This is a genomic window from Pinisolibacter sp. DMC100, assembly GCF_056313705.1.
This window is the reverse complement of record NZ_JBQUZT010000011.1, coordinates 13,830-29,577: the sequence shown is the minus strand read 5'-3', so window position 1 is coordinate 29,577 and position 15,748 is coordinate 13,830. Positions and strand designations below refer to the sequence as shown.

Below are 15,748 nucleotides of genomic sequence, written 5' to 3'. Positions count from 1 at the left end.
CGGAAGGTGGCCTCCGGGCCGCGCAGAGAATTCGGCGGGAGACGGGCCGACGGGCTCGGGCCGCTCGCCGCCGGGAGAACGAAGTGATCCGATTGCCGCGATGACCGAGCGAACCGAGACCTCCGGGCGATTGGACGCCTTCCGCGCCCCGACGATCGGCATCGTCGGCGCGGCTTGTCGCCTGCCCGGTGCGCCCGACGAGGCGGCCTTCCGCGCGCTGCTCGCCGAGGGCCGCTCGGCCGTGCGCCCCGCCCCCGAGGGCCGCTGGAACGTCGCCCGCCATCTCCATCCCGCCCGCAACGCGCCCGGCTATGCCTATTCCTTCGCCGGCGGCTATCTCGATGCGCCCTTCGCCTTCGACACCACCGTCTTCGGCCTGTCGCCGCGCGAGGCGGCGCAGATGGACCCGCAGCAGCGCCTGCTGCTCGAGGTCGTCTGGGACGCGCTCGGCGATGCCGAGATCCCGCCCGCCTCACTCGCCCGTGGCGACGTCGGCGTCTACGTCGGCGGCTCGAGCCTCGATCACGGCAACATCCACGCCGCCGATCCGGCCTCGATCGACAGCCATTTCATGACCGGCAACACGCTGTCGATCCTGGCCAACCGCATCTCCTACGTCTTCGACCTGCGCGGACCGAGCTTCACCGTCGACACCGCCTGTTCGTCGTCGCTGGTCGCCTTCGCCCGCGCCGTCGCCGACCTCGAGGCGGGACGGATCGAGACGGCGATCGTCGCCGGCGTCAACGTGCTGCTGTCGCCCTTCTCCTTCGTCGGCTTCTCGCGCGCCGCGATGCTGTCGCAGACCGGGCTCTGCCGCCCGTTCTCGGCCGACGGCGACGGCTATGTCCGGTCGGAAGGCGCCGTCGCCCTCGTCCTGACGCGGACCGACCGCGCCCGCCCCGGCGCGCTGCGCGCCACGGTCGAGGCCGCCGACGTCAACTCCGACGGCCGCACCTCCGGCATCGCCCTGCCCGGGCTCGACGGCCAGACGGCGCTGCTCGAGCGCATCTATCGCGACTTCGACGCCGACGCGGTCGCCTTCGTCGAGGCCCACGGCACAGGCACCCGGGTCGGCGACCCGATCGAGGCGGAGGCGCTCGGCCGCGTCCTCGGCCGCCGCCGGTCGCGCCCGCTGCCGATCGGCTCGGTCAAGTCGAACATCGGTCACCTGGAGCCCGCCTCCGGCGTCGCCGGCCTCATGAAGGCGCTGATCGCGCTCGAGACGCGCGTCCTGCCGGCGAGCCTGCATCTCGAGGCGCTCCACCCCGACATCGACTTCGAAGGCCTCAATCTCGCCCCGGCACGGGCGGCCGTCGCCCTGCCCGAGGAACCCGAGACCCTGGTCGCCGGCGTCTCCTCCTTCGGCTTCGGCGGCACCAACGCCCATGTCGTGCTGCGCGGCGCGCCGAAACGCCCTGCCGCGCCGGCCGCGGAGATGTCCTCACCCGACCGTCTCGTCGTCTCCGCCGCCTCGCGCGAGGCGCTGCGCGCCGGCGCCAAGGCGATCGCCGAACGGCTCGAGGCGGGTGTCGACGCCCGCCGCCTCGCCGCGGCGCTGGTCGCCGGCCGCGACCCGATGGAACACCGCGCCGTCGTCGCGCTCGACACCGACGATCTCGCCGGCGCGCTCGCCGGTTTCGCCGCCGACGGCCGCCACGGCGACGTCGAGGAGGGCGTGGCGCGCGGCCGCGACGCCGGCGTCTGCCTCGTCTATTCCGGCAACGGCGCCCAGTGGGCCGGCATGGGCCGCACGGCCTTTGCCCGCAACGCCGCCTTCCGCGCTCGCTTCGAGGAGGTCGCCGCGACCTTCGCGACGCTCGCCGACCGCTCGCTGGTCGACGACCTGCACGACCCTGAACTGGCCGAGAAGATGCGCTTCGGCGCCTTCCTCCAGCCGATCCTCTTCGGCCTGCAGACCGCGACGACGGCGAGCCTCTTGGCCGCCGGCCTCCGCCCGGCGATGGTCGTCGGCCATTCGATCGGCGAACTCGCCGCGGCGACCGACGCCGGCGCGATCGGCCTCGAAGAGGCGCTGCGCATCGTCGTCGCCCGCTCCGCCTGCCAGGAGGCGGTGCACGGCCGCGGCACCATGGCGGTCTTCGCCGCCGGCCGCGACACGGTCGCCGACCTCCTCGCCGCCCTCGGCCGCGACGACGTCGAGATCGCCGCCGACAACGGCCCCGCCTCGGTGACGATCTCCGGCGCGACCGAGGCGATCGCCCTCGCCGTCCGCGAGGGCCGCCGCCGCCGCATCGCCAGCCGCACGCTCGACATCGAATACCCGTTCCACTCCCGTTTCGTCGAAGGCCTGCGCGAGCGCATGCTGGAGGCGCTCGGCCCGATCACCCCGCGCCCCGCTTCGGTCACCGTGATCTCGACCGTGACAGGCGAGCCGATCGGCGACCGCCTGCTCGACGCCGATCACTGGTGGTGGAACGTCCGCGCGCCCGTCCGCTTCCGCGACGCGATCGGACGGGCCGCCGCCCTCGGCGCCGGGCTCTTCGTCGAGATCGGCCCGCGGCCGATCCTCCAGTCGCCGATCGCCGACACGCTGCGCGACGTCGGTTCGGCGGCGCGCACGGTCGCGACCCTCGCCGAGGCCGACGATCGCCGCGCCCACGCCGACCCGATCGCCCGCATCGTCGCCCGGCTGGTCGCCAACGGCGCGACGCTCGCCGAATCGTCGACCCCGCCGCCGCCGGTCGACCGCACGCTCGGCCTGCCGGCCTATGCCTGGCAGCGGCGCGAACACCGCTTCGCCCATACCTCCGAGCGGCTCGACGTCTTCGGCGAGGCGCTCGGTCACCCGCTGATCGGCGCCCGCCTGGCGCAGGGACAGCACGAGTGGCGCACCCGCCTCGACGCCCGCCTCCAGCCCTGGCTCGCCGACCACGTCGTCGAGGGTGAGATCGTCGTACCCGCCGCCGCGATCGCCGAGATGATCCTCGCCGTCGGTCGCGACCTCGAGCCGGAAGGCCCGCTCGCCTTCGAAGATCTCGACGTGCTGGTGCCGCTGACCCTGCCGGCCGACGGCATGCGCGAACTGTCGATCCGCCACGCCGAGGCGACCGGTGCCGTCGAGATCTGGAGCCGCCCGCGCTTCGGTCCCGACGAGTGGAGCCTCAACGCCCGCGCCCGCCTCGCCGCGCCGACCGCACCGCGTCGCCCGCCGGCCGCCTCAGGCGGCCGCCGCGGCCGCTTCGCGACCGACGCGATCTATGCCGCGGCCTCGACCTTCGGCATCGACTACGGCCCGGCCTTCCGCCTCGCGCTCGCCTGCGACCGGCGCGGCGACTCGATGACGGTCGAGACACGGCCCGCGAAGCCGATCCCGCTCGGACAGGGGCTGTCGCCGCTGCTGCTCCATCCCGCGAGCCTCGACGCGGCGCTCCACCCGCTGTTCTGCTTCGTCGACGCCGACCCCGCGTCGCGCGAGACCCATCTGCCGGTCGGCATCGCCCGCCTCGTGCTCCATCGCGACGGCGCGACCGTCGTCGCCGCCAATGTCCGGGTCGAGCGCGAGACCGAGAACACGCTGACCGTCGCCGTCCATCTGTTCGACGCCGAGGGCAGGATCGTCGCCGAGGCCGACGGCATCCACATGCGCCGCGTCGTGCTGGAACAGCGCGCCGTCGACGACGTCTGCTTCCGCGTCGAGATCTGCCGGCGCGAGCGCGTGACGCCGCTCGATCCGGCGGCGGTGATCGGCGCCACCTTCGCCGGCCGCGGCGAGGAGGCGCCCGACGAGGCGCGGCTGATGCTGCGCGCCCACATGCTGGCGACCGCGTGCCGAGCGCTCACCCGGATCGCCGACGCCGACCGCCGCCTCGACATCGGCGCCGCGGTCCTCGCCGGACGGCTCTCGCCCGAGGCGACCGGCTGGGTCGGCCGCATGGCCGAGCTGCTGGCGGACGCCGGTCTGGCGGACCTCGACGCCGGCTGCATCCGGCTCGCCGCCGAGACCGGTCTGCCCGAGCCCGAACCGATCCTGGCGACCTTCGCCGCCGAGTTCCCCGCCGCCAGCGACGCGTTGCTGCACGCCGCCCGCACCGCCGCCGAGATCGACGGCTTCCTCGCCGAGGGCCCGGCCCCCGGCCGTGGCCGCACGCCGGCGCAGGTCTTCGAGGAGACCCCGCTCCTGTCCGCTGCGGCACGGCGCAGTGTCGATGCAGCCCTCCGGGCCCTGATGAGCGCCGCCGGCGACGTGCCGCCGCGCCTGCTGATCGCCCAGTCCCACGCCCGCCACATCCTCGCCCTGCTGCTCGGTCACATCCAACGCACCGGCCTGCGGGTGACGGTCGCCGGCACCGACCGGACCCGCCTCGAACGCCTCGCCGCACGCCTGCCGGTCGGCTCGGGCATCGAGGTGCTCGACCTCGCCACGGCCTCCGCCGATGCGCCGCGTTTCGATGTCGCGGTGATGGTCGCCAGCCACTGCCGCGACGACGATCTGCTCGAGAAGATGGCCGCCCACGTGATCGACGATGGCGCCCTCATGGTCCTCCACCCGATGGACGACGGGCTGATCGACTTCTGGTTCGGCATGGCCGACGGCTGGTTCGCCGGCTCCCTCGATCCGCATCTGCCGATCGGCGGCGTCTGCCCGATCGGCGACGCGCGGCGGCGGCTCGAACGGCTCGGCTGCAAGGCGATCGGCGAACACGCCGTCGGCACCGCCGACGAGATCGCGCTGATCGGCCGCGTGCCTCCCCGGCCGGCGAAGCCCGCGCCGGTGCCGGTCGCCCGGCTCCTCGACGCCGACGCGGTCGATGCCGGCCTCCTCGCCGCCCTCCGCACCGCCCTCGCGGCACGCGGCGGTCGCCTGATCGACGATGGCGAGACGCCCTCCGACGAGGCTCCCGTCGAACGCGTCCGCCTCTTGCCGCACGCCTCCGGCGACGAACAGCGCCGTGCCGTCGCGGCGCTCGAGACCCTGCGCGCCGACCTCCTCGCCGGTGCGGGATCCCCCCGCCTCGCCGTCGTGCTGCGCACCGGCAGCGTCGCCGGGCGCGATCCGGTCTGCGACGCGATCCGCGGCTTCCTCCGCGTCGCCGTCAACGAACGCGTCGGTAGCCGCATCCGCCTCCTCGATCTCGATCCGGCGCTCGACGATGCCGCGGCCGGCGCGGCCCTCGCCGCCTGGATCGCCCGCGATGACGGCGAGGGCGACACCACCGTCACGCCCGCCGGCGCCTTCGTGCCGCGCGTCCGCCGCGGCCTGCCCGCCGCGCCCGCTGCCGAAGCGGCGTCCGAGGCGCTCGAGGCGGTGCTGCCGCGACGCGGCGCGCTCGAGCACTTCACCTGGCGGCCCAAGCCCCGCCGCGCCCCCGGCCTCGGTGAGATCGAGGTCGAGGTGATCGCCACCGGCCTCAATTTCCGCGACGTGATGCTGGCGATGGGCCTGCTCGACGAGGGCGACGTCGCCGACGGGCTCGCCGGCGCCGACTACGGTTTCGAATGCGTCGGCCGCGTCGTCGCGCTCGGCGAGGGTGCCGCCCGCTTCCGCCCCGGCGACGTCGTGCTCGGCTTCGCCCCGCGCGCCTTCGCCAGCCACGTCACCGGCCCCGCCGACGTCTTCGTCCCCGCCCCCGAGGGCATCGAGCCGACAGCCGCCGCCACCGTGCCGGTCGCCTTCGTCACCGCCTGGTACGGGCTCGTCGAATGCGCGCGGCTGAAGCCGGGCGAGGTCGTCCTCGTCCACGGCGCCGCCGGCGGCGTCGGACTGGCGGCGCTGCAGGTCGCCCGCAGCCTCGGCGCCCGCGTCGTCGCCACCGTCTCGACGCCGGAGAAGCGCGCGCTCGCCCGCCTGTTCGGGGCCGAGACCATCCTCGATTCGCGCTCGCTCGACTTCGTCGACACCGTCCGCAAGGACCTCGGCGGCGTCGACGTGGTGCTGAACAGCCTGTCGGGCGACGCCATGCGGGCCGGCGTGAAGTGCCTGAAGCCCTTCGGCCGCTTCGTCGAACTCGGCAAGCGCGACTATGTCGCCAACACCGAGCTGGCGCTGCGCCCCTTCCGCCGCAACCTCACCTATCACGGCGTCGACGTCGATCAGTTGCTCGCCCACGATCCCTCGATCGTCGCCCGCGGCTTCGCGGCGATCGCCGAGGGCTTCCGCGACGGACGCTTCTCGGCGCTGCCGCATCGCCTGTTCGAGGCCGACGAGATCGGCGAGGCCTTCCGCCTGATGCAGGCCGCCGGCCACGTCGGTAAGATCCTGGTGCGCCCGCCCGTCCCCGGCACGCGCCGCCTGCCGCCCGCAGCCATGCACCCCTTCGCCCCCGGCGACGGCGTCCAGCTGGTCGTCGGCGGCACCGGCGGCTTCGGTCTCGCCACCGCGCTCCACCTCGCCGACCGGGGCGCCCGCCGCATCGTCGTCGCCTCCCGCTCCGGCCGGCTCGAGGACGGCGCGGCCGAGAAGGTCGCCGCACTCGCCGCCCGCGGCGTCGATCTCCGCGTCGAAACGGTGGACGCCGCCGATCTCGCCTCGGTCGAGACGCTGGTCGCGCGCACCGCCCGCGACGTCGGACCGATCTCCGGCGTCTGGCTGACCGCCATGGTGCTCGACGACGGCCTCCTTCCCGATCTCGACACGGCGCGGATCGACCGCGTCCTCGCCCCCAAGGTCGCCGGCGCCGTCAACCTCGACCGCGCCACCCGCGACCAGCCGGTCGAGACCTTCGTGCTCTTCTCCTCGGCCGCGGCGCTGGTCGGCAACCCCGGCCAGTCGGCCTATGCCGCCGCCAACGCCTTCGTCGAGGGCCTCGCCCGCCGCCGCCGCGCCGAGGGCCTGCCGGCGCTCGCCGTCGCCTGGGGCGCCATCGCCGACGTCGGCGTGCTCGCCCGCGAAGGCGCGACCGCCGCCCGGCTCGAGCGCGTCACCGGCGTCGCCGGCTTCCGCGCCCGCGAGGCGCTCGCCCGGCTCGACGACCTCGTCGCCCGCGCCGACCGTTTCGACGATCCGGTGATCTGCTGCGCCGGCTTCCGCAAGGTCGGCGCCCTGCGCGATCTGGCGCTGCTCGCCGCGCCCGCCTTCGAGGACTTCCTGCGCGACGACGGCGAGAGCGAGGAGGGCGAGACCGATCTCGCCACCCTGATCGACGGCAAGTCGGACGGCGAGGCGCTGAAGATCCTCTGCGACATCGTCGCCGGTGAGGTCGCCCGCATCCTCAGGCTGGCGCCGTCGGAGGTCGACGTCGGCCGGCCGCTCGACGAGCTCGGTCTCGATTCGCTGATGGCGCTCGAACTGCGCATGAACGTCGAGAGCCGCTTCGGCGTCGAGCTGCCGCTGGTCGCCATCACCTCGGTCAAGAACCTGCACGATCTGGCGCGCCGCCTGTTGCAGTCGCTGCGCGGCGGCGATACTGCCGAGGAGGGGCGCCTCGACGCCGGCGACGAGAGCCTCATCGCCATGCACGGCGGCGACGGCGAGGCCTTCGCCGGCCTCTCGGCCGAGCTCGAGGCCCATCGCAAGCGCCTGGAGGGGCGGACGTGACCAGCGAAGACGACCGCGGCCGGCTCTCCGGCGACCAGCGCGCCGCCATGCTCGCCGCCATGCGCCGCGGCTCGCCGCCGGCCGCCCGCCCGCGCGAGGCGGCCCCGCGCGGCAACTGGGACACGTCCTTCGTCTCGCTGCCCGGCTATCGCTCGATGACCACCCATCTCGTCGCCGGCGAGATGCTGGGCATCGCCAATCCGTTCCATCGCCTGCACGAGAGCCGCTCCGGCGCCCGCGCGACGATCGACGGCCGCGACTGCCTGAACTTCGCCTCCTACGACTATCTCGGCCTCAACGGCCATCCACAGGTGACGGAAGCCGTCGCCGCCGCCGCCGCCGAATGGGGTACCTCGGTCTCCGCCAGCCGCCTGACGGCGGGCGAACGCCCCGCCCATCGCGCGCTCGAACACGAGATCGCCGCGCTCTACGACGCCGACGCCGCGCTGGTCTTCGTCTCCGGCCACGCCACCAACGTCTCGGTCATCGCCGCGCTGATCGGGCCGAAGGACCTGATCGTCCACGACGCGCTCGCCCACAACTCGATCGTCGTCGGCGCCGAGACCTCGCGCGCCCAGCGCCGCCTCTACCCCCACAACGACCTCGACGCGCTCGAGCGCCTGCTCGAGGCCAACCGTCACAAGTTCGAGCGCTGCCTGATCGTCACCGAGGGCCTGTTCTCGATGGACGGCGACGGCCCCGACCTCGCCCGTCTGGTCGAGATCAAGGAGCGCTGGGGCGCCTGGCTGATGGTCGACGAGGCCCATGCCCTCGGCGTCCTCGGCGCCACGGGACGCGGCATCGCCGAACATGCGCACGTCGATCCCCGTCGCGTCGACATCTGGATGGGCACGCTGTCGAAGACGCTGGTCGGCTGCGGCGGCTACATCGCCGGCACGACCGCGCTGATCGACTATCTGAAGTTCCATGCCCCCGGCATGGTCTATTCGGTCGGCATGCCGGTGCCGCTCGCCGTCGCCTCGCTGACGGCGCTGCGCCTGATGCGGGAAGAGCCCGAGCGCGTCGCCCGCCTCCAGGCGGTCGCCCGCCGCTTCCTCGAACGCGCCCGCGCCGCCGGTCTCGACGTCGGCGAGAGCTGGGGCCATGCCGTCGTGCCGATCGTCGTCGGCGACAGCATCCGCACCGTCGTCCTCGCCGACCGGCTCTTCGCCCGCGGCGTCAACGCCTTCCCGATCATCCCGCCCGGCGTGCCGGAACGCTCCGCCCGCCTGCGCTTCTTCCTCTCCGCCGCCCATACCGACGACGACGTCGATCGCGCCGTCGCCATGGTCGCCGAGGAACTCGGTCGGCTGGTCGAGGAAGGCGTCTCGGTCACCGCCCTCTCCGCCCTGCTGAAGTGAGGCGGCGGACGGCAGAGGTCCTCGCGTCGCTTCCTGTACGAACGTTCGTTCGGAGGGCTTGCGGAGGGACCCCGTCTCGGCGAACCTGACCGCAGCCGCCTCGCGCCTCGATACCGGAGCATCAGACCCCGGAGCGCGACCCTGCGGCCGTCGAGGAACGCCGGGATGCCGAGGCCCTGCCACGCCGCCCATCGTCGCCGCTCGCGCGACATCGATTTCGCGCCCGCACACGCGTCGGGCGCGCATTCCGCTGCGTCGCAACAGCCGGCGCGCCATCGTCTACGCAATCACCCCGTGGTGCGTCGAAGCGGCCACACTGCGTCCGAGCGGTGCGAAAATAGTCGTAGGCCGATGCCGCAGCCCGCGCAGAACCCTTGGATTGGGGCGGAATCCGGCCGCGAATCGGCTTTGCCGGCGCCCCTTTTCAAGTGGTGCTCTGAGAGCACCGCAATGGACGAAAAAATGCAATTGTGTGAAGGCCCCTGCCCTTTGTAGCGTCATGCCTACGCAAAGTGCAGTGCAGCGGCGGACGAAAGAGAAGCCGCCCCCCTGTCGAGAGTGCCCATCGTGGGCGAGGAGGAGCGTTGAAGCCGTCCAAGACCCTGCCCGGCCGACGGTCGGAATTCGCGAGCGCCCCGACGCTCGTCACCTTCCAGAACGTCTCCAAGACCTATGACGGCCGCACCCACGTGGTGAAGGACCTCGACCTCGAGATCCGCAAGGGCGAGTTCCTGACCCTGCTCGGGCCGTCGGGTTCGGGCAAGACCACCTGCCTGATGATGCTCGCCGGCTTCGAGGTCCCGACCGGCGGCGAGATCTATCTCGGCGACTGGCCGCTCTCCCGCAAGCCGCCGCACGAGCGCGGCATCGGCATGGTGTTCCAGAACTACGCCCTGTTCCCGCACATGACGATCGCCGAGAACATCGCCTTCCCGCTGGAGGTGCGCGGCCTCTCGCGCGCCGACGTCGAGGCGAAGGTCAAGCGCGCACTCGACATGGTGCGCCTGCCCCATGTCGCCGAGCGCAAGCCGGCGCAACTCTCCGGCGGCCAGCAACAACGCATCGCGCTGGCCCGTGCCCTCGTCTTCGAGCCGGAGCTGGTGCTGATGGACGAGCCGCTCGGCGCGCTCGACAAGCAGCTGCGCGAGCACATGCAGTACGAGATCCGCTCGCTGCACATGTCGCTCGGCCTCACGGTGGTCTACGTCACCCACGACCAGACCGAGGCGCTGACGATGTCGGATCGCATCGCCGTCTTCGCCGGCGGCCGCATCCGTCACCTCGCCGATCCGCGCACCCTCTACGAGGAGCCAGCCGACGGCCTCGTCGCCACCTTCGTGGGTGAATCCAACCGCTTCGACGGCACCATCGTCGGCCGCAAGGGCGAGAACGCCGTTGTCCGGACCGCCGGCGGCACGATGCTCGAGGCCTTCGCCGTCGACGTCGGCGAGAGCGGCCCCGCCGCCGTCATCGTCCGGCCCGAGAACGTCCGCATCGCCGACGGCACCGACGGCCTCGACGACGTGCTGACCGGCAAGGTGATCGACGTCGTCTATCACGGCGACCACCTCCAGGTGCACATCGCCGCCGAGGGCCTCGACGTCGTCGCCAAGCAGCCGGCCCGCGACGTGGTCGCACCGGAGGTCGGCGCCGAGATCCGCTTCGGCTTCCTGACGCGCCACGCCCGGGCCTACGACCCGGACCGCACCGCGCAGTGATCCCCATCCCGGATCGCCTCGCGCGATCCGGCGCATCCCGTCGCCGGCCTCGGCCTGCGGCACCCCGACGAGACGCAACGCTCCGATCCAAACGGGAGAACACCATGAAGCGCAGTCATCTCTTCGCGGCGACCGCCGCAACCGTCCTGATCGCCGGCGCGGTGGCTCACGCCGCCGGTGGCAAGCTCGCCGTCGTCTCGTGGGGCGGTGCCTATCAGGATGCCCAGAAGATCATCTATTTCGAGCCCGCCAAGGCGGCCGGCATCGACATGGTCGACGAGAGCTGGGACGGCGGCGTCGGCGTGCTGCGCGCCAAGGTCCAGGGCGGCAACGCCGGCTGGGACGTGGTGCAGGTCGAGAGCGACGAGCTCGAGATCGGCTGTGAGGAAGGCCTCTACGAGAAGCTCGACTTCGCCAAGATCGGCGGCAAGGACGCCTATCTGCCGGACGCCGTCCACAAGTGCGGCGTCGGCGCCATCCTCTACGACTTCGTCCTCGGCTACGACAAGGACAAGATCCCGGCCGACAAGGCGCCGAAGTCCTGGTCGGACTTCTTCGACACCAAGACCTGGCCGGGCAAGCGCGCGCTACGCATGGGCGCCAAGACCACGCTCGAGATCGCGCTGATGGCCGACGGCGTCGCCGCCGACAAGGTCTATGCCGAGCTCAAGACCCCGGCCGGCGTCGACCGCGCCTTCAAGAAGCTCGACACCATCAAGAAGGACCTCGTGTTCTGGAAGTCGGGCGCCCAGCCGCCGCAGTTCCTCGCCTCGGGTGAAGTCGTGATGACGTCCGTCTACAACGGCCGCATCGACGCCGCCAACAAGAAGGACAAGCGCAACTTCGGCATCGTCTGGAACCAGGCGCTCTACACCCTCGACAGCTGGGTCATCCTCAAGGGCTCGCCGAACATCGACGCCGCCTACAAGTTCCTGGCGCTCGCCGGCAAGCCGGAGAACCAGGCGAAGCTGCCGAACTACATCGCCTACGGCGTGACCACCAAGGCCGCGACGCCGCTGATCGATGCGGCCGTGCTGCCGAACCTGCCGACCGCGCCGCAGAACCTCGCCTCGGCCAAGATGATCGACGTCGAGTTCTGGCTCGAGAACAACGACAAGCTCACCGAGCGCTTCAACAAGTGGGCCGCTCAGAACTGAGCGCCCTCGGATCGCGGCGGGGGAGTGTCCGCCGCGATCCACCCTTCCCTTTTCCCGACGCCACACCGGAACCCGCGCCATGTCCGACGTCACCGCCGCCGAACTGGATCTCCTGCGCGCCCACGCCCGCGCCGAGCGCGGTCGTCGCTGGACCGCCTTCTTCCTCGTGGCGCCGCTCCTGGTCTTCCTCGTCTTCACCTTCCTGATCCCGATCTTCGACATGCTGCGTCGATCGGTGATGGACGGCGACGTCGCCTCCGTGTGGCCCAACGTCGTCCAGATCACCCGCGCCTGGGACGGCACGGGCGAACCGCCCGCCACCCTGTGGCCGGCGCTCGCCGCCGACATCAAGTCCTCGGCCGCCTCCGACACGGTCGCGATGGCGGCCCGCCGCCTCAACTACGCCGTCGACGGCGGCCGCACGCTGGTGATGAAGGCCGCCCGCCGCATCTCCAAGCTCGACGCGGCGCCGAACGGCGACTGGCGCGCCGTCTTCGTCGAACTCGACGAGAAGTGGGTCGCGCCCGAGACGCTGACCGCGCTGCGCCGCGCCTCCGGCCCCCTGACCGACTACTACCTCCTCGCCTCGCTCGACCTGCGCAAGTCCGACAGCGGCTCGATCACCGCGGTGCCGGAGAAGGAGGCGATCTATCGCTCGGTCCTGTGGCGCACCTTCACCGTGTCGGGCACGGTGACGCTCTTCGCCCTGCTGATCGGCTACCCCTATGCCTACCTGATGACGCGCGCCTCGAAGACCACCGCCGCGGTGATGACCGTCTTCGTGCTGCTGCCCTTCTGGACCTCGCTGCTGGTGCGCACCGCCGCCTGGATCGTGCTCCTGCAGGAGAACGGCATCGTCAACCAGTTCCTGATGTGGCTGCACCTGATCGACCATCCGATGCGGCTGATCTTCAACCGGGTCGGCGTCGTCGTGGCGATGACCCACGTGCTGCTGCCCTTCATGGTGCTGCCGCTCGCCGCCGTGATGAAGGGCATCCGCCCGGAGACGGTGCGCGCCGCCCGCTCGCTCGGCGCCACGCCCTTCACCGCCTTCCGCCGCATCTACTTCCCGCAGTCGCTGCCGGGTGTGGCGGCGGGCGCGCTGCTCGTCTTCATCTCGGCCATCGGCTACTACATCACGCCGGCGCTGGTGGGCGGCGCCGACGACCAGATGCTGTCCTGGTTCATCGCCTTCTTCGTCAACGACACGATCAACTGGGGTCTCGCCGCGGCGCTCGGCGTGGTGCTGCTCGTCTGCACCACCGTGCTCTCCGTCGTCTACGCCAAGATCGTCACCCGCCGCGCCTGAGGAGGAGCCGATGTCTCAGAACCACATGCCCCTCACCGCGATGGAACGCCTCTCCGGCTGGGCGCTCACGATCTTCTCGATCCTGACCGCGATCTTCCTGATCGCGCCGATCCTGGCGATCCTGCCGCTCGGCTTCTCCGACGGCGAGTTCCTCGTCTATCCGATCCGCGGCTTCTCGATGAAGTGGCTCGACGCCTTCTTCGCCTCGGAGAAATGGGCGGTCGCGGTCAAGAACTCGTTCCTGATCGGCGCCATGTCGGCGGCGCTCTCCACCGTGCTCGGCACCATGGCCGCGGTCGGCCTCGCCCGCACCGACTTCTGGGGCAAGAAGCTGATCACCGGCCTGGTGCTGTCGCCGCTGGTGGTGCCGATCGTCATCTATGCCGTCGGCCTCTACTTCTTCTTCGCGCCGCTCGGCCTGACCCAGTCCTATCTCGGCATCGTGCTGGCGCACGCCGCGCTCGGCAGCCCCTTCGTGGTCGTCACCGTCGGCGCCTCGCTGTCGAACTTCGACCACAACCTGATGCGCGCGGCGGCCTCGCTCGGCGCCCCGCCGCTCCTCGCCTTCCGCCGCGTGATGCTGCCGCTGGTGCTGCCCGGCGTCGTCACCGGCGCGCTCTTCGCCTTCGCCGCGTCCTTCGACGAGGTGGTGACGGTGCTCTTCCTCGCCTCGCCCGAACAGCGCACCATCCCGCGCGAGATGTTCTCGGGTCTGCGCGAGAGCCTGTCGCCGATCATCGCCGCGGCGTCTGCCGTGATGATCGCCACCGCCATCGTGCTGCTGGCCGCGGTGAAGTGGCTGGAGCGCCGGACGGAGCGCATGCGCTCGAGCCTGTGAGAGCGTCGCGGGGGCGTCAGTCCCTCGCGCCCTCGCCGCCGCGGGTCTCGTCGACCGAGCGGGCGAGCCAGGCGCGGAAGCGCGAGACGACGGGGTCGTTCCAGCGCGCTTCCGGCGCCACGAACCAGTAGTTCCCCATCGACACGTCGGTCTCGAGCAACTCGATCAGCCGGCCGGTCTGGATGTCGTCGGCCGCCTGCAGCCGCGTCGCCAACGCCACGCCCTGCCCCGCCACCGCCGCGTCGAGCGCCGAGGAGGCGTACCACAGGCGCGGACCGGCGAGATCGCCGGGCGGGCGATGGCCGGCGAGTTCGAACCACTGCCGCCACTGGTCGCGGCTCTCCTCGTGGATCAGCGTGACCTTGGTCAGGTCCTCGAGGCTCTCGATCGGCGGATGGGCGGCGATCCAGTTGGGGCTCGCCACGGGGAAGAGCCGCGAACGCTCGAGCAGTTCCGACCGCGCCGCCGCGGTGGATTCGGCGCCGTAGGCGATCTCGCCGTCGGCCTCGTAATGGGCGAAGTTCGGCCGCTCCTTGGTGGCGCGCAGCACGATCTCGACGCCCGGCAGCGCCTCCTGCAATCCGGCGAGCCGCGGCGCCAGCCAGCGCGCGGCGAGACCCGGAACGCACCACACCCGGAAGAGGCCGCGCGCCGTCGACGGCCGCAGCTCCGCCGTGGCGGAGGCGATCAGATCGAAGGCGCTGGAGACGGACCGCAGGAAGATGCGCCCCTCTTCGGTCAGCTGGATGCCGCGCGGGCTGCGCTCGACGAGGCGGGCACCGAACCAGGCCTCGAGATTGCGGACGTGGCGCGAGACGACCGTGTGGCAGACCGCCAGTTCGTCGGCCGCCTTGCGCATCGACGACAGGCGACCGACCGCCTCGAAGGCCCGCACCATCGACAGGGGCGGCAGCTGCCGTCTCGTGCCCGTCGTCGCGTCCTGCTTCATGGCAACGATCTCCCGATCGACCCGCGGCCGAAGCGACGGCTCAGAATGCCCCCGTCCGCGCGCCGAGCGTGCGCAGATAGGCGCCGTAGGCGCTCTTGCCCAGCGCGTCGGCGAGACGGTCGAGGCCGGCCGCGTCGATGAAGCCCATACGATAGGCGATTTCCTCGGGGCAGGCGATCTTGAAGCCCTGTCGCTTCTCGAGGGTGCGGACGAATTCCGCCGCCTCGATCAGGCTGTCCGGCGTACCGGTGTCGAGCCAGGCGTAGCCGCGCCCCATCATCTCGACCGAGAGCGCGCCGCGCTCGAGATAGACGCGGTTGACGTCGGTGATCTCGAGTTCGCCGCGCGCCGAGGGCTTCATGTTCGCGGCGATGTCGACCACCGTCTCGTCGTAGAAATAGAGCCCGGTCACCGCCCAGTTGGACTTCGGCACCGCCGGCTTCTCCTCGATCGACAGCGCCTTGCCGTCGCGATCGAACTCGACGACGCCGTAACGCTCCGGATCGGTGACGTGATAGGCGAAGACCGTCGCGCCGGACGGCCGCGCCACCGCGCGCTCGAGCAGCACCGGCAGGCCGTGGCCGTAGAAGATGTTGTCGCCGAGGATCAGGCACGACGGCCCGCCGGCGACGAAGTCGGCGCCGATCGTATAGGCCTGGGCGAGACCGCCGGGATGCGGCTGGACGCGGTAGGAGAGCTGGAGCCCCCACTGCGAGCCGTCGCCGAGCAGGCGCTCGAAGTTCGGCAGATCGGTCGGCGTCGAGATGATCAGGATCTCGCGGATGCCGGCGAGCATCAGCACCGACAGCGGATAGTAGATCATCGGCTTGTCGTAGACCGGCATCAGCTGCTTCGACGTGACCAGCGTCATCGGGTGAAGCCGCGTGCCGGCGCCGCCGGCGAGGATGATGCCCTTCATGA

8 protein-coding genes are annotated in these 15,748 nt (G+C 72.0%); 6 read left to right on the top strand and 2 right to left on the bottom strand.

From position 1 onward, the window contains the following. Positions 1-100: 100 nt before the first annotated feature. From ACT541_RS19890 to ACT541_RS19865, 6 genes are all read left to right on the top strand, one after another. Positions 101-7,495: an SDR family NAD(P)-dependent oxidoreductase gene (locus ACT541_RS19890; RefSeq protein WP_476139017.1), complete on the top strand. Its 7,395-nt coding sequence runs from the start codon at positions 101-103 to the stop codon at positions 7,493-7,495. A gap of 47 nt (positions 7,496-7,542) precedes the next feature. Continuing rightward, complete coding sequence (locus tag ACT541_RS19885; RefSeq protein WP_476139074.1) at positions 7,543-8,856, top strand: aminotransferase class I/II-fold pyridoxal phosphate-dependent enzyme; 1,314 nt, start codon at positions 7,543-7,545, stop codon at positions 8,854-8,856. Positions 8,857-9,440: 584 nt separating this feature from the next. Then, entirely contained in the window at positions 9,441-10,574 is a 1,134-nt protein-coding gene (locus ACT541_RS19880) for an ABC transporter ATP-binding protein (protein WP_476139015.1), read from the top strand. Between the two features lie 104 nt (positions 10,575-10,678). Beyond that, on the top strand, positions 10,679-11,731 hold the full coding sequence (locus ACT541_RS19875) for an ABC transporter substrate-binding protein (RefSeq protein WP_476139013.1): 1,053 nt from the start codon (positions 10,679-10,681) through the stop codon (positions 11,729-11,731). Positions 11,732-11,810: 79 nt separating this feature from the next. Further along, complete coding sequence (locus tag ACT541_RS19870; protein WP_476139011.1) at positions 11,811-13,040, top strand: ABC transporter permease; 1,230 nt, start codon at positions 11,811-11,813, stop codon at positions 13,038-13,040. A 10-nt stretch (positions 13,041-13,050) separates the two neighbouring features. Continuing rightward, positions 13,051-13,878: an ABC transporter permease gene (locus tag ACT541_RS19865; RefSeq protein ID WP_476139009.1), complete on the top strand. Its 828-nt coding sequence runs from the start codon at positions 13,051-13,053 to the stop codon at positions 13,876-13,878. Between the two features lie 16 nt (positions 13,879-13,894). Here the strand turns inward: ACT541_RS19865 and ACT541_RS19860 are convergent, their stop codons facing one another. After that, positions 13,895-14,827 carry a LysR substrate-binding domain-containing protein gene (locus ACT541_RS19860; RefSeq protein ID WP_476139007.1) on the bottom strand — a complete coding sequence of 311 codons (933 nt, stop codon included), beginning with the start codon at positions 14,825-14,827 and terminating at the stop codon, positions 13,895-13,897. Positions 14,828-14,867: 40 nt separating this feature from the next. After that, positions 14,868-15,746: a glucose-1-phosphate thymidylyltransferase RfbA gene (gene rfbA, locus ACT541_RS19855; protein WP_476139005.1), complete on the bottom strand. Its 879-nt coding sequence runs from the start codon at positions 15,744-15,746 to the stop codon at positions 14,868-14,870. Between the last annotated feature and the right edge of the window lie 2 nt (positions 15,747-15,748).

Coding starts and splice junctions, on each gene's coding strand:
- ACT541_RS19890 (WP_476139017.1), top strand. CDS start 101: ATGACCGAGCGAACCGAGACCTCCGGGCGATTGGACGCCTTCCGCGCC.
- ACT541_RS19885 (WP_476139074.1), top strand. CDS start 7,543: ATGCTCGCCGCCATGCGCCGCGGCTCGCCGCCGGCCGCCCGCCCGCGC.
- ACT541_RS19875 (WP_476139013.1), top strand. CDS start 10,679: ATGAAGCGCAGTCATCTCTTCGCGGCGACCGCCGCAACCGTCCTGATC.
- ACT541_RS19870 (WP_476139011.1), top strand. CDS start 11,811: ATGTCCGACGTCACCGCCGCCGAACTGGATCTCCTGCGCGCCCACGCC.
- ACT541_RS19865 (WP_476139009.1), top strand. CDS start 13,051: ATGTCTCAGAACCACATGCCCCTCACCGCGATGGAACGCCTCTCCGGC.
- ACT541_RS19860 (WP_476139007.1), bottom strand. CDS start 14,827: ATGAAGCAGGACGCGACGACGGGCACGAGACGGCAGCTGCCGCCCCTG.
- rfbA (WP_476139005.1), bottom strand. CDS start 15,746: ATGAAGGGCATCATCCTCGCCGGCGGCGCCGGCACGCGGCTTCACCCG.